The 22,550-nt window shown below is 33.0% G+C and carries 17 protein-coding genes; 11 read left to right on the top strand and 6 right to left on the bottom strand.

Going from position 1 to position 22,550, the window contains the following annotated elements; genetic code table 11:
- Positions 1-41: 41 nt before the first annotated feature.
- Complete coding sequence (treS, locus tag OQ292_RS08825) at positions 42-3,365, bottom strand: maltose alpha-D-glucosyltransferase (RefSeq protein WP_284685697.1); 3,324 nt, start codon at positions 3,363-3,365, stop codon at positions 42-44.
- 219 nt (positions 3,366-3,584) lie between these two features.
- Entirely contained in the window at positions 3,585-4,298 is a 714-nt protein-coding gene (locus OQ292_RS08820) for a 3'-5' exonuclease (RefSeq protein WP_284685696.1), read from the bottom strand.
- Between the two features lie 310 nt (positions 4,299-4,608).
- Here OQ292_RS08820 and OQ292_RS08815 point away from each other — a divergent pair, with 310 nt between their 5' ends.
- Positions 4,609-4,947 carry a hypothetical protein gene (locus tag OQ292_RS08815; protein WP_284685695.1) on the top strand — a complete coding sequence of 113 codons (339 nt, stop codon included), beginning with the start codon at positions 4,609-4,611 and terminating at the stop codon, positions 4,945-4,947.
- 62 nt (positions 4,948-5,009) lie between these two features.
- Here the strand turns inward: OQ292_RS08815 and nth are convergent, their stop codons facing one another.
- A complete protein-coding gene (gene nth / locus OQ292_RS08810; RefSeq protein WP_284685694.1) occupies positions 5,010-5,678 on the bottom strand; it encodes an endonuclease III in 669 nt (222 codons plus the stop codon).
- 142 nt (positions 5,679-5,820) lie between these two features.
- On the opposite strand from nth, the gene tpiA reads away from it, so the two are divergent.
- The 6 genes from tpiA to prfA all read left to right on the top strand — a co-directional run bounded on the left by tpiA (position 5,821) and on the right by prfA (position 15,237).
- Positions 5,821-6,582 (top strand): triose-phosphate isomerase, encoded by a 762-nt coding sequence (gene tpiA, locus OQ292_RS08805; protein WP_284685693.1) that lies wholly within the window; start codon positions 5,821-5,823, stop codon positions 6,580-6,582.
- Positions 6,583-6,673: 91 nt separating this feature from the next.
- On the top strand, positions 6,674-7,024 hold the full coding sequence (locus OQ292_RS08800; protein WP_284685692.1) for a 7(1) septoil knot domain-containing protein: 351 nt from the start codon (positions 6,674-6,676) through the stop codon (positions 7,022-7,024).
- Positions 7,025-7,091: 67 nt separating this feature from the next.
- On the top strand, positions 7,092-7,919 hold the full coding sequence (prmA, locus tag OQ292_RS08795) for a 50S ribosomal protein L11 methyltransferase (protein ID WP_284685691.1): 828 nt from the start codon (positions 7,092-7,094) through the stop codon (positions 7,917-7,919).
- 148 nt (positions 7,920-8,067) lie between these two features.
- Entirely contained in the window at positions 8,068-13,044 is a 4,977-nt protein-coding gene (locus tag OQ292_RS08790; protein WP_284685690.1) for a hypothetical protein, read from the top strand.
- Between the two features lie 204 nt (positions 13,045-13,248).
- Positions 13,249-14,136 carry a toxin-antitoxin system YwqK family antitoxin gene (locus OQ292_RS08785; protein ID WP_284685689.1) on the top strand — a complete coding sequence of 296 codons (888 nt, stop codon included), beginning with the start codon at positions 13,249-13,251 and terminating at the stop codon, positions 14,134-14,136.
- An 18-nt stretch (positions 14,137-14,154) separates the two neighbouring features.
- Positions 14,155-15,237 (top strand): peptide chain release factor 1, encoded by a 1,083-nt coding sequence (prfA, locus tag OQ292_RS08780; RefSeq protein ID WP_284685688.1) that lies wholly within the window; start codon positions 14,155-14,157, stop codon positions 15,235-15,237.
- A gap of 45 nt (positions 15,238-15,282) precedes the next feature.
- On the opposite strand, the gene OQ292_RS08775 is transcribed toward prfA, so the two are convergent.
- Positions 15,283-16,041 carry a hypothetical protein gene (locus OQ292_RS08775; RefSeq protein ID WP_284685687.1) on the bottom strand — a complete coding sequence of 253 codons (759 nt, stop codon included), beginning with the start codon at positions 16,039-16,041 and terminating at the stop codon, positions 15,283-15,285.
- Between the two features lie 361 nt (positions 16,042-16,402).
- Here OQ292_RS08775 and OQ292_RS08770 point away from each other — a divergent pair, with 361 nt between their 5' ends.
- Entirely contained in the window at positions 16,403-17,734 is a 1,332-nt protein-coding gene (locus tag OQ292_RS08770; protein ID WP_284685686.1) for a YihY/virulence factor BrkB family protein, read from the top strand.
- 14 nt (positions 17,735-17,748) lie between these two features.
- Here OQ292_RS08770 and OQ292_RS08765 read toward each other — a convergent pair whose 3' ends face one another.
- The gene (locus OQ292_RS08765; RefSeq protein WP_284685685.1) at positions 17,749-18,594 is read right to left on the bottom strand and encodes a 4-hydroxy-3-methylbut-2-enyl diphosphate reductase; all 846 of its coding nucleotides are present in this window, start codon (positions 18,592-18,594) and stop codon (positions 17,749-17,751) included.
- A gap of 463 nt (positions 18,595-19,057) precedes the next feature.
- Here OQ292_RS08765 and OQ292_RS08760 point away from each other — a divergent pair, with 463 nt between their 5' ends.
- Positions 19,058-20,284, top strand: a complete 1,227-nt coding sequence (locus OQ292_RS08760; RefSeq protein WP_284685684.1) for a DEAD/DEAH box helicase — start codon at positions 19,058-19,060, stop codon at positions 20,282-20,284.
- Between the two features lie 6 nt (positions 20,285-20,290).
- On the opposite strand, the gene OQ292_RS08755 is transcribed toward OQ292_RS08760, so the two are convergent.
- Positions 20,291-20,761, bottom strand: coding sequence for a DUF4112 domain-containing protein (locus OQ292_RS08755; RefSeq protein WP_284685683.1), 471 nt, complete (start codon positions 20,759-20,761; stop codon positions 20,291-20,293).
- A gap of 34 nt (positions 20,762-20,795) precedes the next feature.
- Here OQ292_RS08755 and OQ292_RS08750 point away from each other — a divergent pair, with 34 nt between their 5' ends.
- Together OQ292_RS08750 and OQ292_RS08745 are read left to right on the top strand one after the other, a co-directional pair.
- Positions 20,796-21,323: an RNA methyltransferase gene (locus tag OQ292_RS08750; RefSeq protein WP_284685682.1), complete on the top strand. Its 528-nt coding sequence runs from the start codon at positions 20,796-20,798 to the stop codon at positions 21,321-21,323.
- Between the two features lie 189 nt (positions 21,324-21,512).
- Entirely contained in the window at positions 21,513-22,442 is a 930-nt protein-coding gene (locus tag OQ292_RS08745; protein WP_284685681.1) for a sterol desaturase family protein, read from the top strand.
- Positions 22,443-22,550 lie beyond the last annotated feature (108 nt).

The raw sequence follows: 22,550 nt of genomic DNA, 5'->3' as shown, positions 1-22,550 counted from the left end.
AGTTTTATTAATTATAAAATTGAGTTTAATTTTTATGTTTATTAATCTTTGGTTATTAAATCGTTAATTGCACGAGCTGGTAACCAAGCTTTATCAGATTCTCTAAGTATTTCCAGTTTTAATTCATAAAAAGCTCTTTCAATTAAGAACACTTCTAATAAGAATTGGAATTGCTCTTTTTCTTCAGGTAAGATGGCCATATCGTGCATATTCTCATAGTAAGAGTTTAACATCCTGTTTGCAACATACTTATACCATTTGTCGCTCCACTCTTTTAAGAAAGGTATATCCTCTGTTCTTACTACACCTTTATGGAAAATAGCATTATATGCAGCATAATGAAATGATCTTAACAATGAAGCAATGTCTTTCAGTGGAGATTTTTTAAGTCGTTTCTCACTAAAAGCTCTAGTTGCATCTCCTTCAAAATCATTTATGTAAAAGTCTTTACCAGTAAAAAGTACATTTCCTAAATGCAGATTACCATGAATTCTGGTTTTTAAAGTATCTATTTTATCGTCTTGTAACTTTTTAAGCAGTGTTACAATAGCGTCTTTGTTTTCAACCAGTTTATTGAGTTCTTCCTGTGTAGCTTCTGAAAACAGATGACTTTTTTTATTAATTAGTTGAAAATTAAGTCTGATTGAAGATTGAAGCGCAGAAAATAAAGATTTCTGATAATGCAGGGAGAAGTTCTCTCTCTCAAAGCCAATAACCTGAGGATGTGCAGCCAATTCTTGGTGTAATTGTGCAGTAATGAGTCCAAGTAATGAGGCACGTTCTATCACCACATTTCCGATTACTTCTTCGTACCAGTTGTATTTTTCTTTTTCTGGTAAACCTTCAAATACTTCAACTTCTATGTCTTGGCAATCAAAATTATTTCTTACAGAAAATACCCTTTCGTAGTAGCGCTTAATTACATCTTCGAAATATAATTTAGCATTACCTTGATTCGGTATGTACTCTTGTAGCATTCCGGTTACAGAAACAAAGTCGTTATTATTTGCCCAAGTTATTTCACCTTTAAATTTAGGCACATAAGGAAAATCTGTATTTTCACTTAAGAATTTAACTGTTTCATAATCGGGGTTAGGGGCTTTGTCTAGCCTTCTGTACATTTTAAGGAAATACTTGTTGCTATAAGTGATACCAGTATTGCCTTTTCTTGTATCAATCAATTTAGAATGACCTATAAATTCACTTGTGTCTACTTGTCCTTTTTCGCCTTCGTTTAATGCAAACTTGAGAATATCTACAGATTCACCTTTATGTTTCTTATTGTCGAAAAATTGAAAAATGAGTTTTTCTCTAAAGTTTGGCGAAACTGCGGCTTCTAGTATCCAGAATTTTTCATTATTAATAAAATATGTTCCAACTATTTTATCATTGGTATTTCCGTTTAGAGATTCTTTTTCTGCATCAGATACTATTAAAACAGGTAATAAGTAGTACTCAGGGAAGCCATCATTAAATTCTATATGCATATAAAGCATAAAGGCATTTCTGTCGGAAAGCTTTACGTTACGTCTTTGCTTTATTACTACTTTTCTAATTACTCTGTCTTTACCTTCGAACCATTTACTATTGTTTAAGTAAGTTGGAATAATTTCTTGCTCAAGAATTTTAAGGTTATTCTTCTTGAAAATATCGCTATAGTGAATGCCGGTAATTTCGAGATCAGGAATTAAATCTTGAATACCCGGTTTGCTATTTTTTAATTGAAACCAAAAATAACCGTGTGGCCCTAAAGTAAATAGGTATGGTTTGTTGGTGATTTTTGGAAATTTATTGCGGCTAAAAACGTCAACAGGAATGTAATCTTCAAATTCATCTAATTCAATTTCTACACCTTGCGAAAAGCGAGATAAGTTTGCCAAAACCAGAATGTGTTGATTTTCATAACTTCTTACAAAAGCTAATACTTTCGCATTGTCTGGAGATAAAAACTGAATGCTTCCTCTACTAAATGCTTTATATCTTTTACGCATATCAATTACTCTTTTCATCCACCAGAGTAATGAAGATGTGTTGTCTTGCTGAGTCTCTACATTTACTGCATCAAAACTGTATTCAGGGTCTGAGATATTAGGCAAGTATAATTTCTGAGGATTGATTTGTGAGAATCCGCCGTTTCTGTCTGAACTCCATTGCATTGGTGTTCTTACTCCATCTCTATCACCCAGATAAATATTATCGCCCATTCCAATTTCATCACCATAATAAATTACAGGTGTTCCCGGTAGTGAAAACAACAGGTAGTTCATCAGCTCGATTTTTTTTCTGTTATTGTCAAGCAATGGTGCTAGTCTATGTCTAATACCCAGATTTATTTTTGCCTTTGAGTCTTTGGTGTAAGCTCGGTACATATAATCTCGTTCCTCATCGGTTACCATCTCAAGCGTAAGCTCATCGTGGTTTCGGAGAAACATTGCCCATTGGCAGTTCTCTGGAATAGCAGGTGTTTGTTCAATTATATCTATAATTGGGTGTCTGTCTTCTAGTTTTAAAGACATAAAGAGCCTTGGCATTATTGGAAAGTGGTAATTCATGTGGCATTCGTCACCATCACCAAAATAAGCGGCAGAGTCTTCTGGCCACATATTAGCCTCAGCTAAAAACATCTTATTGGTATATTTCTCATCAATATGTTTTCTGAGTTTTTTGAGAAACACGTGTGTTTCAGGTAGGTTCTCGCAGTTAGTACCTTCTCTTTCGAATAGGTATGGAACTGCATCAAGTCTAAATCCATCTACACCGAGGTCTAGCCAAAAATCGAGGATATTAAAAACTTCTTCTTGTACTTCTGGATGGTCGAAGTTTAAATCTGGCTGATGAGAGTAAAATCTATGCCAGTAATAAGCATTGGCTACAGAATCCCATGTCCAGTTAGAGGTTTCAAAATCTTGAAATATGATTCGCGTATCTTTATACTTTTCTTGAGAATCGCTCCAAACATAATAATTGCGATAGTTAGAGCCAGCAGGTGAATTTCTTGCTCGCTGAAACCACGGATGTTGATCTGAAGTGTGATTGAGAACTAACTCGGTAATCACTTTCATATCTAGTTTATGTGCCTTATCAAGAAACTTTTTAAAGTGTTTTATTTTCCCGTAGGAAGGATTAATGCTATAATAGTCAGCGATGTCGTACCCACCATCTTTTTGTGGAGAAGGGTAAAATGGTAATAGCCAAATTGCTGTTATGCCGAGATCATGCAGGTAGTCTAACCTTTTTAAGAGTCCTTTAAAATCACCGATACCATCAGAATTACTATCCTGAAATGCTTTGATGTGTAATTCGTAAATAATGGCATCTTTATACCAAAGATTGTCGTTTCTAAAATCCGCTTTTTGCTCAGTCATTTTACTTTAAAAAATGTTTGAAAATTGATCAAAATATTAGCTGTAACTAACTGTAGGTCAGTTAAGTAAATTCGATAAGTGTTTATTGGAATAGTAAAAATGTAAATAATAAGGGGGTTTTTTATTCCAGAAAATAAGTCACTATTCTACATAAAAAACTAGGGTGTAAAACAAATTAGCCCTTAATAAGAAATGAATAGTGATATCAAATTGTTCAAACTAAATTAATAGCTTATTTAATTTTATATCCCTTATTTCTAATTTTTTTAAAATTTTGAGAAATAATATAGCAGTTGTAAAAGCATCTCCGAGTGCATTATGTCTACTTACAGGAGTTATATTAAAGGTTTTACACAATTGGTCAAGGCTATAATTTTTTTCAGACACCGAATCAGTATGCATTCCTTTCCTGTCTAGTCTAATAGCAATTTTTCGAGTATCGAGTACTGGGTTGAGTAAGTATAAACCAAATAGCTGATCGAGGTATTTATTAATTAATTCACAATCGAATTTTGCATGGTGAGCCACTAAAACAGAATTACCTATAAATCTCAAAAATTCTTCTAAGCCATCTTTTAATGGAATACCATTATTTTTTAAATCAGCTTTTCTAATCTGGTGGATATGAACAGGTGAATTAGTGTTATCAATTTCATCATTAAAGTATAAATCGATACTTTCTTTAGGCAGAATTTTGCCATTAATTACTTTAACTGCTCCTATAGATAAAAGTGAATCTGATTTAGGGTTTAAGCCTGTACTTTCAGTATCAAAAATTACAAATGAGTTAAACTCAGCTTGGTTACTTATTTGATAGTTTCGATTACTAACTATATAGTTTTTAATGTAACTATTTTGCTGAAAATTATTTAAATAATTTTCGAGTTTACTAAAGCGCTGCTTTCTACGAGAATGTGTGAAAAAAAATTTCACTTCTAAAAAGTGTTTTTTATTGGATATAAACTTAGCGAAAAATTGTTATAGCTGTAAATAAGATAAAAATGGGTTAACTTGGTATTATACTATGCATAGTACCTTTTATGACAAATCTTTTCCGCTTGAAAATTTCTCAGACTTGTTATAAAATAAAAACTTTTAATATGTTTTGAAACATTTACATTAGCTATATAGAGATTAAAGACTAATTTAAAATAGATATAAATCAATTGTGATGGTATGATGTGTAACTGAAATACATTTTTATGCGTCACAAATTTTAGAAATACATCGAAAAGATATTACTATGGAAAGAAAAGATGATAACATGGAAGGCCTCATTCAGCAGTTCATTAAAGAAATGATGACTAGAGGTTTTAATAAATTTAGGCAGGCAAATAATGGTAGAAATCCAGGTTTAGATGATTTGTTCGATTTGTTTGAAAAATTTAAAGGGAAAGAAGAAGCGACAAGTACTTCTACGTCAGTGAGAGTGAACGAAGACGATAAAGAGTCTAATGTTTCTAAAGACCTAGAGATAAAATATTTGAAAGATCAGGTAGAACAGTTGAAACAACAATTGAATGATAAAGATAAGATTATTCAAATGTTGAGTAAAACAGATAAGAAAAAGAAAAAAGTATAAATGTATTCTATCAATTAATGTAAATTCTTTGCGAGTTTAACCAGCAGTTAAACTCGCTTTTTTTATGCCTTTTTCTTTACGGGCTTTTTATTGAGGCTATCTATAAAACTTTGTCGACCAAATTTTTTAGTAATTGGGCAATTGTCTAGTACAAAACCTCTTGCTGGGCAATACTCTCTGCCATAATAGATAATTTGTAGGTGTAGCTTATTCCATTTTTCTTTAGGGAAAAGTCTTTTTGCATCTTTTTCTGTTTGTTCTACACTTTTGCCGTTTGAGAGTCCCCAGCGATACATTAATCTATGTATGTGTGTATCTACTGGAAAAGCAGGTTGCCCAAAAGCCTGAGACATTACCACAGATGCTGTTTTGTGTCCTACTCCCGGTAATGCTTCTAAATCTTTAAAATTATCTGGTACTTCGCCTCCATGCTTGTCAATAAGAATTTTAGATAAATTCCATATGGCATTAGACTTCATTGGAGAAAGCCCACACGGTCTTATAATTTGCTTAATCTCTTCTACAGTAAGCAGAATCATATCGTATGGATTATCTGCTCTGGCAAAAAGCAAAGGTGTAATTTTATTTACTCTTGCATCAGTACATTGTGCTGAAAGTAAAACTGCTATCAATAAAGTGTATGAATCCTGATGATCTAAAGGAATAGGTACTTCAGGATATAATTCATCCAATATTCTGATTATTTCAGCCACTTTTTCTTTTTTTGTCATATAAACTTTTTTGGCACTTAGTTCTGAATCATCTTATTTATTCTACACTTTTGTAGAGGATTGTAAAACTAACATTAGAAATTAATTTTCTAGCCTGTAAATGTTTTCAGGCTTATTTAAATAAATAAAAAAAGTAAATCAAATGGCAAAAAAAATTGTAGCAGGAAACTGGAAGATGAATACGCTTAAAGAAGATGCACAAAAACTTGCTTCTGAAGTGGTAAACATGACAAAAGACGAAGTACCCTCAGATGTTACTTTAATTATGTGTACTCCTTTTATTCATTTATCTCAGGTTAAAAGTTTAGTTGGTAGTTCTTCAAATGTATTTGTAGGTGCGCAAAATTGCTACACTAAAACTTCTGGTGCTTACACAGGTGAGACAGCAGCACCAATGTTAAAGTCTTACGGAATCGATTATGTAATTCTTGGACACAGTGAGCGTAGAGAGTATTTTAAAGAAAGCAACCAAGAACTTGCAGAAAAAGTAGACATCGTTTTAGCAAATGATATGTTACCAATTTTCTGCTGTGGCGAGGTACTTGACGAAAGAGAAGCTAACAAACAAGAAGAAATTGTAGGTTCTCAATTAGAAGAATCTCTTTTCCATCTTTCAGCTGAAGACTTTTCTAAAGTAGTAATTGCATACGAACCTGTATGGGCAATTGGTACTGGTAAAACTGCAAGTAGCGAGCAAGCTCAAGAAATGCATGCATTTATTAGAGGATTAGTAGAAAAGAAATACGGAACAGAAGTAGCAGCAGAAACTTCTATTCTATACGGTGGAAGTTGTAAGCCTTCTAATGCAGAAGAATTATTTGCTTGTCCAGATGTAGATGGTGGATTAATCGGTGGCGCTTCTTTAAAATCAAGAGATTTTATTGACATAGCTAAATCTTATTAATTTGAACAAAATAGTTCTCTTGAACTTATCTTTTTCAACTAAAATTTAAAGAGCAGGGAACAAACAAAATGTTTTCCTGCTTTCTTGATATATGAAGCTATTTTTTATGTTAGTGCCAATGTTGCTTGGCTTCTTACCAGTAGAAAATGAGCAACTAAAATCTGATCGAACAGGAATTTGCGATGTATATGGTACTGCTTTCGAAGTGAAAAATGTATTCGAAGCTACTTATCGTGTATATCTCGAAGAAGACGAATACTCTGCAGATTTAATAGTATTTAAAGAAACAAATGAATTAATGGCAGATGATACCGGACTTTGGTTTTTTACAAAGAACAAAGCATTTGCAGAATTTACCATTTGTTATGTAGAAGATCGAAACTTGGCAGATTTTACTGTACATTATACAGATGTTGATGTAGAAGCACACTGCAATAGATAATCTATAAAGCAAAATTTTATTTTCATTTGTTTTACACTAGCATTGCAGTTAATTAAAGAAAAGCCTAATGAGTTATATCCTTTTAAAAGTAAGCTGTAACGAGGAAGCAGCAGATTTACTAATAGCAGAATTATCTGAACACGGATTTGATTCTTTTATAGAAACAGATTCTGGTTTTGAGGCTTCTGTTGAAAAGGATGCATTTAACGAAGATGCTGTAGATGAGGTCTTCGGTTTTTATTCATCATTAGGTTCATTAAGTTACCAGTCTGAAGAAGTAGAGAAGCAGAACTGGAATAAGCTCTGGGAGAGCAATTATGATATGGTTTTTGTAAATGACGACTGTTTGATAAGAGCAGAGTTTCACGAACCTCCTAAGCCATATAAATATGAATTGCTTATAACTCCCAAAATGTCATTTGGTACTGGGCATCATGCAACCACCAAGCTTATGTTGTTAAACCAAATGGAGACTGACCATGTAGGTAAAAAAGTTTTTGAGGCAGGTAGTGGTACTGGCGTACTTTCAATTATGGCTATTAAGCTTGGAGCACAACAAGTAGACGCTTGCGAAGTAGAAGACTGGTCAGTTGAGAATACTTTAGAAAATGCTTCACTCAATAGTGTTACTGTTAATTGCCAGCTAGGAACAGCCGCTAATTTCACTCATTTAGGCCAATACGATATAGTACTGGCAAACATCAACCGCAACGTAATTCTAGAAGAAATACCGGTCTACAACGATATGCTATTATCAGATGGAATCTTAATTTTAAGCGGGTTTCATGGTGAAGATATTCCTTTAATAGTCAATAAAGCCACATCTTTACGTTTACAATTCATAAAAAGCAAAGTGCAGGAAAACTGGGTTAGTCTGGTTTTTAAGAAAGGATAGATTTTTGCCCTGTATTATCTGCTTACATTCACAACTATTAGAACTTAATAGCGATGATTTGTGTCTTAGTATTAAATCTATGGCATAAATCTCCTGAAGATAATTCATTAGCAGTATCAATAAAAGGTATTCAATCTTTAGCTATTTTATGAGAAAAGCATTGTTCTTTGCCATTAGTTTTATGGCATTATATAGTCAATTATTCGCTCAATACAGCAGAGTGCCTTTTGAAGAACCTGATAGTCTTATAGTCGATTTAACAGGTTTATTTCAGAGACCGGATGCAGAAGAGCAAGATTCGCTTGTTTCAGGATTTCAATCTGTTTATGATGGATTGGATGAAACCCAAAAAACGCATGTATATAGCATATTTAGCGGTATGTATGCGAAGCGTCTTGCCTTAAAACCTCACTTTATCAGATTTATGAAATGTGTAGAAAATGCTAACACTATCAGAAATCTATCTCACGATGAATTTACTCGCTTTTTAGAAGTTACAGATACTACTGTTCAGTTTTATAAAAGAGGTGTAATGGCTAATTTTTTAAAACAGTCAGAGCAGTTCTTAACATCAGATACTGTATATAGATCACAATATAACAGTATGATTATGATAAAGGGTAGCTTTAGTTTTGATCATGTTCCCGATCTGGAAAGAATGGGAGGCGACTTGTATGCATCTACAGATGAAGCGACTGAAGAAGAAGGTATACTTTTAGGTGAAGAAGAGGAAGAAGACAAAGAAGAGTGGTTCGAGGGAGAAGTTGTAGAAGAAGAAGGTGAGCTAATGGAAGAAACTTCTTTAGATGCTGATGAAGGTTGGTCGTCTTCTGATGATGGTTGGGGTTCGTCTGATGGCTGGAGTACTGCCGAAGATGCATGGAGCGATTCAGGTGATGATGGTTGGAGTACCGCAGAAGATTCTTGGGCAACTGAAGATACAACAGCACTTATTAGTGATGGTGGTACTGAAGAGGCAATGTTAACCGAAACAGTACTTTACGAAATTCCAGAACCAATACTTCCACCTGTTACAGGCCCATTTATAAAAATTACTGATGCTGATTTTGTGCTGTTATCAGTCTATGACACTTTAGACCTTAAAGAAGTTAATGCATCATTGCTTTTAAAAAATGACACATTAGTTGCTGAAAGTGGAAAGATAACATGGAAGAATGTAGGTTTGCCAGAAGAAGAAGTTTTTGCCGAACTAGGTAAGTTTAGCTTCGATTTTCACAATCCGGAATTTATTTCAGAAGATGCCAAGCTGACTTATAATACACAAACCGAAGGAGAAATTCCAGGTGTTTTAGAGTATAAGAGCCACATACATAATAACAAACCAGAAAAAGCTCAATATCCTCGTTTTAAGTCTTATCATGCTAATATTGTAATTGAAGATTTAGTAGATGATGTAACATATAGAGGTGGAGTATCTTTAGAAGGTAAAAAGTTTAAAAGTAATTCGGTATTTCACGGTGGAGAGTCTTTAATTCGATACGAAGGAAGTACCGGGAATAAATTTACCGCACGTTCTAAAAAAGGATTCTCATTTGCCGATTCTCTTCTATATAGTCCTAAAGCAGAGTTTGTAATTCATTACAGTGAAGAAGATTCTATCTCCCACCCTGCAGTTGAATTAAAATACCATACCAACGATAAACTGCTTCAGGCAAGAAAAGACAAACGAGACTATAAAATATCTCAATTTGTTGATACTAGAAACGATGTAAATATTTCTGCTGATTTCTTAGAGTGGAGTGTAGAAGCAGACAGTTTCGATTTAGAAATTCTAAATGCTAGAGACAGAATTCCATTAGTTGTAGAGTCTAAAGATTACTTTGATAAATATCGTTTCATTGCATTAAAAGGTAATTATAACTTCCATCCACTACAAATGGTGGTTGGTTATTCTAATAAAGTAAAAAAGAATACCTTTTACTCTGCTAATATGGCAAGGTCGCTTAAGCAAAACCCAGATGTGGTAAAAGGTGCTATGGTAGAATTGAGCCGTAGAGGTTATATCACTTATGACACTAAGACAGACATAATAGACTTACAGCGAAAAGCTAAATTGTATGTATATGCCATGCAAGGTAGACGTGGAGTTGACTATGATAACATGATTATGCATTCTAGAACTACAGATAAGCCTAATCTTACAGTTTCTTTAGAAGGTAAAGATTTTAGTTTGGAAGGTGTAGATCAGTTTATGATTAGTGATTCTATGAAGGTACTTGTAACTCCACAAGATGGAAAAGTTAACCTGAAAGATGGAAGGAATACAACCTTTGGTGGAGAGATGAGAGCAGGAAACTTCGTGTTTAGGGGTCCAGAGTTTACTTACAACTATGATAGTTTTAATGTAAATCTAGAAGTAATTGATTCAATTGGTATTCTAGTAACTCATGATGATGGAGTTAAAAAAGAATTAGCCAACAATATTGTACAAACTGGTGGTATTCTTTACATCTCGAACCCAAAAAATAAATCGGGTAGAAAAAGCATGGAGAGATATCCAATACTTGATGCAAAAAAAGGTGGTGCCATTTATTTTGATGGTCAGGAGATTTTATCTGGAGCTTATGACCATAGAATTAGGTTTGAAATCCCTCCATTTGTAATAGATAGTTTGAATGATAATAACACGGATGTAATTACATTCGATGGAACATTTAAAACGGAAGGAATATTTCCTGATTTTAAACAAGTAATCTCCATTCAGCCAGACTACTCTTTTGGGTTTAAGCGACAAATGAATTCGGCAGGTGTTCCGCTTTATAATGACAAAGCTAAGTATTATAATGAGATTACTCTTAATAATAAAGGTATAAGAGGGCGAGGTAAAATTGAATACCTAGCAGGTTCTTTTGAATCGAAAGACTTTATCTTTTACTCAGACTCAGTTCATACCCGTGGTGAGCAAGGAGAAATTGTTGCAGGTGAGTTTAATGGAGCGAGTTATCCTTCAGTGAAAATGCAGCATTACAAAATGCGCTGGTTGGTTGATAATGACAGTATGCTTTTGACTAACGATAAAGAAGCCCCTTTTGAAATATACGATCCAAGTACCAAGTTTGAGGGTACATTGGCACTAACCAGTGATAATTTGAAAGGTAGTGGTAAAATAGAAACTCCAAATTCTTTAAATAAGTCAAAAGATTTTCAGATGGAGGCTTCTAAATATGTAGCTAGAAATTCAGAGTTTATTATTAAATCTAATGACCCAAATACTCCAGGTTTGTTAGGTGATAATGTAAAAGTTGAATACGATTTAGGAGAAAGAGTTGCTGTAGCAACTTCAGAAGTTGAAGGTGAAAATAGTTTTACCCTACCCTACATCCAGTATGAAACCAACATTAGTCAGGTTTTATGGAATCTAGATCAGCATACATTGGTCATGAGTGTGGATAGTGAAAATGAAATGGGTTTAGGTAAATTTACCTCAAATAACAGAAGACAAGATTCATTGGAGATTTTTGCTAGTGATGCAGTTTACGATTTGAATGAGCACATTCTAAACTTGGAAGGTGTACCTTATATTACTATAGCAAATGTTAGAGTAATTCCAGATAGTGGAAGAGTATTCGTAAGAGAGAATGCAAATATTGATGAGCTTAATAATGCAACAATTGAAATGAATGCATTTAATAAGTTTCACACACTTACAGATGCTAATATCAAAATTATTTCGAGAAACAAGTTTGAAGGTGAAGCTTCTTACCAGTATACAATGGGTGTAAACGATCCTTATGAGATCAGGTTTACAAACTTTAATATTGAAAAAGCCAAAGAAGAAAAAGGCCAAGATAAAACAGTTGAGTTTATTACTTCTGCACAGGCTGAAATTAGGGAAGACGATGAGTTTAAGTTCTTACCTGGGTTTATTTATAAAGGTAAACTTACCATGTTAGACTATGAGAAATACTTGAAGTTTGATGGCGAGGTTGCATTAGATGTAGAACGTGCAAATAATGGTTGGTTTGCTTATAAATCTGAAAACGAAGAAACGCATGGTGTTATTCAGGTAGATGAAAACCTAAAAGCGGCTGGGTATCCAACTAAGCTATCTACAGGTATATTTTTAAGTAAAATAGATAGAGATTTCTATCCTTCTATGGTGCATTTCGATAGAGATCGTGTAAATGATTTTACAATCTTTCAAGGTAGAGGTAACCTGATTTTTGATGATTCTACCAAAAACTACATTTTGGCAACTCAAGAAAAATTAGATAATCCTGAAGGCAAAGGAAACCTATTTATTTATAATTTTGAAAACCATCAAGTTGAATTTGATGGTGAGCTAAACCTTGTAGAAAATACCAAAGATTATATTATAAAAGCTACAGGCAAGGGTAATGGTAATTATGTGAAAGAAGAATATGACATCAACTCTCAGATATACTTTAACATACCACAAGCAACAGGTACTTCAAATAACTTAGCAAACGATATTCTAGATAATGTAGAAGAAGTAATATCTCCTTTTGAAGAGTCAGATCAGGTAGTTGCAAAACTTACCCAAATACTAACTCAAAAGCAGCTAGATGAATACCTTTATAAATATAGAAATGGCAACGAGAGCTTTGCTGCTTTCTTTGGAGAAGGTATAATGTTTTCTGATGTGAACCTGAAGTGGTCATCTGAGTATAGAAGTTTGTATAGCACTGGTGATTTAGGTTTAGGCAACGTATTTAAAGGCGATGTAAACTCTTTAGTTACTGGTTATATTGAGATTCCTAAAAGTGAAACAGATTATGATGCCAAAGTATTTGTGATGGCCAGCGAAGAGAATTGGTTCTATTTTAGTTTCCAAAAAGAAGGAGTTCATGCACTTTCTTCAAATGCTACATTTAACGAAACTCTTGCAGGCAAAAAAGGAGGAGGAAGTGTTTCGAGAGCTTCAAACGATGAATTATTGGGTTATTTAAGTAGCTTTAGGATGAACTATCTTGGAATTGATGACATGCTTGATATATATATTCCAGAGGATGGTGCTGTAGAAGATATTGATCAAGAATTAATTGATTCTGATATATTTGGTGATGTAGTAGATGAAGGACTGCCAAAAGAAGAGAAATCTTCAGAGGATGAAGATGATGACGACGACGATGATGGTTTTTAATTACTGAAAAATAGGCTACATTGAGTATTGTTAAATATTTTTTTATATTAAAATCTAACCTATTGTTAATAAGATTTGTTAGTTAATAGATCTTTGTAAATTTATTCAAATACTTAATGTAGTTTTGAGGAACTATTCTAACATAAAAACATTTATTCTTCCTTAAAAACAGAAGACCTGAAGAATTTAAATTTTTTTAGTTATATGTTTAGAAAAATTTTAAAGACATCTCTTTTATTATTTATAGTAAATTTAACTTTGTTCCTACCAGCTTTTTCACAAAACAAAAAAAAGGAAAAAGAGAGTACTGAGCAGAGTGATACATTATTAGTTCAGACGAATCCAAACTTTAAACCTACACTTGAGATAAATCCAGGTGCCATAGAGGTAGAGAAAAAGAAAGCTAAGAAAAAGAAAAGAAAGAAAAAGGTTTTCTATGGTATCAAAACCAAGGTAAGGTATACAAAGGAATATAATAATAGTAGGACTAAAGTTATTTTTCGTAAAGTTCATGTTTTAAAAGAACCTGAAGTTCCAAACCAATTTGTGAGTGAAGTTTATTTCTTTAATGATAAGAAAAGAGAAGTAGGAAAAATTGCTCCAGAACATTATAAGCCTGAAATGGGTATGTTATTGCATGGAACTTATGAAAGAACTATAGATGGTTATCTGGTTGATAGAGGCATTTTTTATAAAGGTGCTAAACATGGCAGATGGGAGAAGTACGGTAATAATTTGGAGTTGTTAGATAAACAATATTATTACAGAGGTCATCCAAAAGATTCTAAAATTACTTTTTATGATAATTCTCAGAAGAAAGTAAAAGAAGTTATTCCTGTTCAGTATGGTAAAAAAGATGGAGTTTATCTTTCTTTTTATGAGAGTGGAAGATTAAAAGAAAAAGGAGAATATAGAGACGATATTAAAGTAGGGCGTTGGTACGAGTATTTTGATCGTGAAAGATCAAGCAATAAAAAAGAAACTCAGTATGTAAACAGAAATAGACCTTACGAAGAAGACTTTGAGCCTTATACAGTGAGGGAGTGGGATGAAAAAGGTGAAAAGATTGTAGATAACCGCAGCAGAAACTGATGCATAATTCATAAAACGATGCTTAATAAATTAGAAGAACTTAAAGAGAGATTCGAAGAAGTAAGTAAATTGATTGTACTGCCAGAAACCATGGCAGACATGAAAAAATATGCAAAGCTCAACAAAGAATACAAAGAGCTAGAAAGAATTGTTAAAGACTTTCATAAGTATAAAGAAGTAGTTGAAAACATTGACAACACTAGAGCAATGTTAGCTACTGAAAAAGATCCTGAATTTAGAGAGATGGCTAAGGAAGAGTTAGATTCTTTCCAAAAAGAAAAAGAAATTTTGGAAGATAATCTAAAAGCCATGATGATTCCTAAGGATCCTAATGATAGTAAAGATGTCATTCTCGAAGTTAGAGCTGGAGCAGGTGGAGACGAAGCTGCAATTTTTGCAGGTGATTTATTTAGAATGTACGAGCGTTTTGCAGAAACTCAAGGTTGGAAAGTGAGTCTCATGGATGTAACCGAAGGTTCTTCTGGAGGTTATAAAGAGATTATTGCATCGGTTACAGGTGAAGACGTTTATGGTAAACTGAAATACGAATCGGGGGTTCATAGAGTACAAAGAGTTCCTGCAACGGAAACTCAGGGACGAGTTCATACATCAGCAGCTAGTGTGGCAGTATTGCCAGAAATGGAAGAAGTAGAAGTTGATGTAAATATGTCTGATGTGAAAAAAGAAATCTTCTGTGCATCTGGTCCTGGTGGTCAGTCTGTGAACACAACTTACTCAGCAGTAAGGCTTACTCATATACCTACTGGTATTGTAGCTTCTTGTCAGGATGAAAAGTCTCAGCATAAAAACCTTGATAAGGCGCTAAGTGTACTAAGAGCAAGGATTTATGAAATTGAGCTTAAAAAACACAATGATGAAGTAGGTGCAGCCAGAAAATCTATGGTAGGTAGTGGTGACAGGTCTGATAAAATTAGAACATATAATTTCCCTCAAAGCCGAGTTACAGATCACCGTATTAATCATACAGTATATAACTTGCCAAGTGTGGTAAATGGTGAAATTGGTGATTTTATAGAGAAACTAAGAATTGCAGATAATACAGAAAAAATGAAAGAAGGTTCAGGTGCATTAACCGACTAATACAATCTTTTTTTATGGAGTATAAAAATATGGAATAATTGACAATCAATTATTCCATATTTTGCTTTCACGGGTATCGTATTTAAGTTTCTCTTTTTTACGTTTTTTCTTGCCAGGTCTTTTACCCTGTTGTCCTGGTTTTTTGCGAGAGTTCTTTATCAACTGATTACGATATCTTGCCTTATCTAAAGGATTTACAGGACCACCATGGTAAGATGCTCTTCTCCTACTAGAAATTCTATTACGTTTTATTTTAATATCGCCACTGTAAGAATTACTTCTATTTACTTTTCTACCCTTACTTTTTCTAACTTTTATACTTCCAGAGTATTTGCTAATAGCCGAACCGGTAGGATTTCTCTTTCTAGGAATCTTAATATAACCAGTCCTTAACTTATTAAGTGAGGTTTTTCGCTGCTTTCTGCTAACCTTCATATTACCACTAAATTTTCTAGAGGCAGTATAATTACTCTTAAATCGAGTTTTATCTTTTAAGTTACCAGAGTATTTAGCTAAGCTTTTATTTTTCCTATTAGACTTTTGAGTTCTGTAATTACCTGTGTAGCGTCCTAACTTGCTTTTTTTATCCTTTTTATCTTTAACAAAAAGCTTTTTGCTTCTCTTTTTTAAGCCTTTGTTTTTCTTTTTTTTGGAAACAGTAAGTTTAGGCCCTTCAGTTATAGGTATTGTTTTTCTTCCATTTACAACAATTTGACCCTTAACTGAGGAAAAAGATAATAGCATTATGCCTATTAAAAAGCATATATGAAAAGTGAAAAGCTTATGTCTTTTATTTAAAAACAATGATTAGACTTTAACTATTAGCAAAAAATACTTTTGTTCGTTGTTGTAAACTTTAATAACTAAATATTATTGATGTTCATTACTACTATAATATTTAAATAATTTACACTAAGCCAAAAACGGAGCCATCTTTAATTCATTTCATTATAGATAGCCAGAATTGTATTCTAATTAATGTTTAGGTAAAAATAAAATGCAATGGTTTGAATTTTTACTACTAAACAGTTAAACAATAATATAAACTCAATTTTTTTTAACAAAAGTCATCACATATCATTTTATAATTAGCACTTTTATTTAATAAAATTCTTTTAACCAAAGGCTTCGTAGCTTTAAAACAGAAAATTATAAACAGAGTATTATGAGTACACTTATCATGCAGTTTAAGTCATTAATTGACTTTTTTGATAAAGGGATTTGGAGGTTAAAGCTTGATGAGTTACCACGAACTAAAGCTATTTTTTATAAAGAGCTAAGAATCTTAATTACAGCAATAAAAGGATATATAAGTGATGAGTGTGCGATAAGAGCTTCAGCACTTACTTTCTTTTCGATGCTTTCTATCGTACCGGTTTTCGCAATGATTTTCGGGATTGCAAAAGGTTTTGGTATTGAAGATATGCTAGAAACGCAAATGCGTCAGGAGTTTTATGGGCAAGGCGAGGTAGTTGAAAAGATAATAGAATTCGCAAAGTCATTATTAGATACTACAAATGGTGGCGTGGTGGCTGGTATTGGCTTTTTGCTAGTATTATATAGTGTATTAAAGCTATTAACAAACATAGAACAAACATTCAACACAGCATGGAAAATTACTGATCCTAGAACCTTATACAGAAAACTTACAGATTACACTACATTTATTGTAATTGCACCAATCCTATTTACTTTATCGAGTAGTATTTCAGTCTTTGTAATTTCCAATATAGAAAGCTTTGCAGAACAAATGTATATGACAGAGCTTATCGAAAGTATTTTAACAGTGATTTTGGAGTTTGTCTCCTTTGCACTGATATGCATGTTAATGATACTATTATACATCTTACTGCCACATACAAAAGTTGCTTGGAGAGCTGCAATTCAAGCGGGAATTCTAGCAGGTACAATCTTTATTATTGTACAGTGGGCTTATGTAAATTTTCAAATTGGTGTATCCAAAGCAAATGCTGTTTATGGAAGCTTTGCAGCATTGCCTTTATTTTTAGTTTGGTTACAAACAAGCTGGTTTATAGTTATTTTTGGTGCTGAGTATGCCTATGCTGTACAGTTTGTTGATAAGTCTAATCAAGAACCTGAAATGGATAAATTAAGTGAACATACGATTAAGATTGTAGCTCTCTTAATTACTAGTCATTTAACCAAAGTATTTGAAAAAGGAGAAAAGGCTCAGGATCCACACCAAATAGCAGATAATGTGCAGCTTCCAGCGAATGTTGTAAATGAGGTGCTCGATTTACTTATTAAAGGAAATGTACTTTCTAAAATAAGTGAGGAAGATACTTACTTATATCAGCCAGCATTAGATATTAATAAAATTACGATAAGCTTTGTACTAAATGCTTTAGAAGATAAAGGTAAAATTGACCTTGCATATATACAGACAGAAGAAGCTGAAACGCTAAGGTCTATTTTTAAGGAATTTAGAGAGATAACTTCAAACTCTGGTATAAATAAACTGCTTAAAGATATTTAGACAGAGATAGAAGTTTAAAACTCTTCTATAGTAGATTTTACTTTTTCCATTAACCACATAGGAGTTGAAGTAGCTCCACAAATACCAACAGTATCATTATTATTAAATTGATTCGATTGAATTTCTTCAGGTCTGGAAATAAAGTAAGTATTTGGGTTTATTTCTTTACAGATGTTGTATAGAACTTTTCCATTAGACGATTTTGTGCCAGACACAAATACTATTTTGTCGAACTTTGCTGCGAAATCTTTTAAAAGTTTATCTCTATTAGAAACCTGTCTGCAAATAGTATCATTTGTATTAATCTTAATACCAGAATTGCTCAGACTTTCTGTAATTTCATAAAACTTGCTGGTGCTTTTAGTGGTTTGGCTAAACAATGTTATTTCTTCTGGTAATTCTGCTAAATTCAATTCGTCTAAATCCTGAAAAACTACAGCTTTATCATTTGTTTGGGCTTTAAGCCCTATTACCTCTGCGTGGCCATGTTTGCCATAGATAAAAATATTTTCATTTTTATCATGAGCGTTTTTTATCCTGTTTTGTAATTTTAATACAACTGGGCAAGAAGCATCAATAAGTTCTAAGTTGTTTGTTAATGCTATTTGGTAAGTAGAAGCTGGCTCACCATGAGCTCTAATTAAGACTTTTTCATTTTTAATAAACTTTAAATCTTCATGTGAGATAATTCGTAAGCCTAAAGCTTCAAGTCTGTTTACTTCTTCATCATTATGCACAATGTCTCCCAAGCAGAAAAGTCGCCCCTCTTCTCTAAGGATTTCTTCTGCCATTTCAATAGCGTAAACAACACCAAAACAAAAACCTGAGTCTTTATCAATAGTAACTTTTAAGTGCAGCATTTGTATTGTTGGTTAATCTCACATGTTAATATTTACCACTACTAATTGTACCACCTTTTTGTTTAAAAGAATAGTACTGTTTGTTGTAGAATTAAGACTAATGATTTTGATATTATTTTAAGCTAATAAAAGCATTTAGCTTAATTATAAAAATAAGATATATTTTGAGTTTTTTTGATAAACTGATTTTTTATTAAATATTACTATTATGTGTGAAAACATATAAATATTGATCAGTTTATATTATTTCATTAAAAAATGAGTAATTTCGTTCTTGTGAATAATTTTATAGTTTGAGAATGTAAAGTAAAATCCTCCGAAGATTTTTTTACAAGTCTTCATTTCTGAAACATGTACACCGTTCCATGTACATTAAATCAAATATTTACTGATTTTGTTGAAAGCTCATATCAGCAAGTATATAAGTTTTATAAAAAGTCATTTTTTTTTAAAAAGATTCAATTTGAATTTCGAAGAGTTTAACCTTGATGCCTCGTTGTTAGATGGTTTAAAGGCAATTGGTTTTAAAGAGGCAACACCGGTGCAGGAAGCAGCTATTCCAGCTATTATAGATAATAAAGATATAATCGCATGTGCACAAACAGGCACTGGCAAAACCGCAGCATTTGTATTGCCAATACTGCATAAAATAACAGTAACTCAACCTTCAAGTATAGATACCCTTATAATATCTCCAACAAGAGAATTGGCAATGCAGATTGACCAACAGATAGAAGGTCTTGGGTATTTTACTGGGGCAAGTTCCAAAGCTATTTATGGTGGTGTAGATGGTAAAGCTTGGGAAACAGAACGTAAAGCATTGACGGAAGGAGCCGATGTAATAATTGCTACTCCAGGTAAACTGCTTTCATTTTTAAGGCAAAATATCGGCAGTTTTCAAAACCTTAAGCACCTTGTGCTAGACGAGGCTGATCGTATGCTGGATATGGGTTTTTATAATGATATTATCCAGATAATTAGTTTTTTACCCAAAGAGCGTCAAACTCTGTTGTTTTCGGCTACTATGCCTAGAAAAATTAGAGACCTTGCAGGCAAAATATTAACCGATCCTATTGAAGTTAACATTGCAATTTCTAAACCTGCAGAAAATGTAGTACAAGCAGGATTTGTAGTATATGATGAGCAAAAAATACCAGTAATAGAATGGTTACTCGAAATGAGTGATACCAAAAGTGTAATTATCTTTGCTTCTACAAAATCATCTGTAAAAGAAGTTACTAAAGCTTTAAGTAAAATTAGAGATAATGTAAAAGAAATTCACTCTGATCTGGAACAACACGAACGAGAAGAAGTTTTGAGAAACTTCAAAAATAAAAAGATAGATGTAATAGTTGCAACAGACATTATTTCGAGAGGGATTGACATAGATTCGATTAGTTTAGTGATAAATTACGATGTGCCTCAAGATGCAGAAGATTATATTCATAGAGTTGGAAGAACTGCCAGAGCAGCATCTGAAGGAGAGGCAGTAACATTAATAAACCCAAAAGATCAGAACAGGTTTGCTAAAATCGAAAATTTAATCGGTAGTGCAATACGTAAAGCCCCGCTTCCTAAATCAGTAGGTGAAGGGCCAGAGTATAAACCAACTTTTAGAAAAGATAGAAATAGCTCTTATAAGAAAAAGAACTCGTTTTCTAGAAATAAGAGAAAATCTTTCAAAAAATAATACTGATTAAGAAAACAACTCACCAATACCATTTAATAAGGCAAAAAGTACAAAAATAGTAAGGCCTAAAAATGCAACTAAAGCGATTGCGATTAAAGTGAGCATTAATTTTACATTTGGCTTTTTATAAGTATTTGTTTGGTTTTGATATTTCATTAATAGATCTAGGTTTCTTCTATTCGCTTTAAAACCAAAATCAAACAAATCGCCTATTATCGGAATAGAACCAATTATATAGTCAATTAATACATTGCCCAACATCTTAGTGGCTGTGGGAGTGTCTACACCTTTTTTTACCATTAATAGAAGTAGTGCTCCCGAAATACCAAATGAAACAGTATCTCCTACTCCCGGAATAAGTCCTAGGAGTGCATCCAATCCAAATCGTATATTTGTACCCGGAATTTTTATAGCAGTTTCCATCAGGCTTACAGCTTTTGTAAGTAAAACGTGGTCTGTTTTAGTAGTCTGGTTCATAAAGTTTTATTTAGCAAGCAATTAAATTTAATTAATGAGAAAATTATCGATGCAGGAATTAAACAGACATTCTGTTGAAAGTTTTAAAGATGTCGAAAAATTCCCTGTTGTACTCGTTTTAGATAACATTAGAAGTCTTAATAATGTTGGTTCTGCTTTTAGAACAGGAGATGCATTTAAAGTAGAAAAAATTTGTTTGTGCGGTATTACGGGTAAACCACCTCACAGAGATATCAACAAAACAGCATTAGGTGCTACAGATTCTGTAAGTTGGGAGCATTACCAATCAACAGAAAGCGCTGTGGATGCATTAATAGAAGTTGGTTATAAAGTAATCGCTATAGAGCAAACAGAAAATGCGATACCACTTCATGAGTTTGATATTGAGACAAGTGAGAAATATGCTTTTGTATTTGGTAATGAGGTTTTTGGTGTAGAAGATACTGTATTAAAAAAATGTGAGGCTAGTTTGGAGATCCCTCAATTCGGAACAAAACATTCTTTAAATATATCGGTAAGTATAGGCATAATTCTGTGGAATTACGTTAAAGTAGTTTTGTGACTTATTGTCTGTAGAGATTTTTTTTATTTATTTAGAGTGATTCAATTCCGATTGTTAATTCAAAAAATATTACATTTACACACATAATTTTGTAATATTCTCACATTAAATAAGAATTTATTGGAATAAAAATCTACTCACTTTTATCTTTACGGTAACCGATTTTTAATTTTACTAAATTCATTGCACATGGATGTAACAAATCCGCTGTTATACGCACTGCCTTTTTTTATCACACTTATTATAGTAGAAATTGTATTAAGTGTTAAGCACGACAGGCATCTTTATTATTGGAATGATTTCTTTGCCAGCGTTTCTATGGGAGCAGGCGCCACAATTCTTGCTTCTTTTACTAAAATAGCCTCAATAGGTATATTCTTTTTTCTTTTTGAGGTTTTTAAACCTGTAAGAATGGAATTGCTCGGCTATGAATCTTTAGGTTGGGCTTGGTATGTTTGGATTATTTGCCAACTATTGGACGATCACAACTATTATTGGTATCACAGGTTGAGCCATACAGTTAGGCTTTTCTGGGCAGCACATATTGTGCACCACTCTTCAGAAAACTTTAACTTAGGTTCTGGAATCAGAAACGGATGGTTTACCTTGTTTTATAAGCCGATGTTTTGGTTGTGGATGCCAATTGTAGGTTTCGAGCCTATTATGCTTGCAACTTGCCTGGGAATTCAGGCAATTTATCAATTCCACTTACACACAAAGTCAGTTCCTAATCTAGGTTTTTTCGAGAAGTTTATGAATACCCCAAGACAACATCAAGTGCACCACTCTTGCAATCTTGAATACTTGGATAAAAACCATGGAGGTTTCCTAAATATATTTGATCGTATATATGGAAGTCACTTGGCACTTGATGAAAAAATTGAACCTAAATTCGGCGTAATACATCCACCAAACTCATTTAACCCGCTAATTATAGCAACTCATGAGTTTAAAAATATTTGGATGGATGTAAAAAAATCTAAAAGTGTTAAAGAAGCATTTATGAGTATTTTTGGCCCTCCAGGTTGGAGTGCAGATGGTAGTACTAAAACTGCCAGAGAAATACAGAGAGCTATGAGAGATGGCATTGAACTAAAACCTACTGAAATAGTGTCTTAAAGATATCAAACCTGTTTGCTTAATTGCAGGCAGGTTTTTTTATATTAAAATAAGGGTGTTTTGCTAATTAATATCAGGTTGACTATTTTTTGATTTAAAATGTTTTTT

It is taken from the genome of Chondrinema litorale, assembly GCF_026250525.1.
GTDB classification, from domain to species: domain Bacteria; phylum Bacteroidota; class Bacteroidia; order Cytophagales; family Flammeovirgaceae; genus Chondrinema; species Chondrinema litorale.
This window is presented reverse-complemented; position numbering and strand designations above follow the sequence as displayed.

What these genes read in the sequence shown, in the direction of transcription:
- treS (WP_284685697.1), bottom strand. Translation starts at nt 3,365, where the DNA reads ATGACTGAGCAAAAAGCGGATTTTAGAAACGACAATCTTTGGTATAAA.
- OQ292_RS08815 (WP_284685695.1), top strand. Translation starts at nt 4,609, where the DNA reads ATGGAAAGAAAAGATGATAACATGGAAGGCCTCATTCAGCAGTTCATT.
- nth (WP_284685694.1), bottom strand. Translation starts at nt 5,678, where the DNA reads ATGACAAAAAAAGAAAAAGTGGCTGAAATAATCAGAATATTGGATGAA.
- tpiA (WP_284685693.1), top strand. Translation starts at nt 5,821, where the DNA reads ATGGCAAAAAAAATTGTAGCAGGAAACTGGAAGATGAATACGCTTAAA.
- OQ292_RS08800 (WP_284685692.1), top strand. Translation starts at nt 6,674, where the DNA reads ATGAAGCTATTTTTTATGTTAGTGCCAATGTTGCTTGGCTTCTTACCA.
- prmA (WP_284685691.1), top strand. Translation starts at nt 7,092, where the DNA reads ATGAGTTATATCCTTTTAAAAGTAAGCTGTAACGAGGAAGCAGCAGAT.
- OQ292_RS08790 (WP_284685690.1), top strand. Translation starts at nt 8,068, where the DNA reads ATGAGAAAAGCATTGTTCTTTGCCATTAGTTTTATGGCATTATATAGT.
- OQ292_RS08785 (WP_284685689.1), top strand. Translation starts at nt 13,249, where the DNA reads ATGTTTAGAAAAATTTTAAAGACATCTCTTTTATTATTTATAGTAAAT.
- prfA (WP_284685688.1), top strand. Translation starts at nt 14,155, where the DNA reads ATGCTTAATAAATTAGAAGAACTTAAAGAGAGATTCGAAGAAGTAAGT.
- OQ292_RS08770 (WP_284685686.1), top strand. Translation starts at nt 16,403, where the DNA reads ATGAGTACACTTATCATGCAGTTTAAGTCATTAATTGACTTTTTTGAT.
- OQ292_RS08765 (WP_284685685.1), bottom strand. Translation starts at nt 18,594, where the DNA reads ATGCTGCACTTAAAAGTTACTATTGATAAAGACTCAGGTTTTTGTTTT.
- OQ292_RS08755 (WP_284685683.1), bottom strand. Translation starts at nt 20,761, where the DNA reads ATGAACCAGACTACTAAAACAGACCACGTTTTACTTACAAAAGCTGTA.
- OQ292_RS08750 (WP_284685682.1), top strand. Translation starts at nt 20,796, where the DNA reads ATGAGAAAATTATCGATGCAGGAATTAAACAGACATTCTGTTGAAAGT.
- OQ292_RS08745 (WP_284685681.1), top strand. Translation starts at nt 21,513, where the DNA reads ATGGATGTAACAAATCCGCTGTTATACGCACTGCCTTTTTTTATCACA.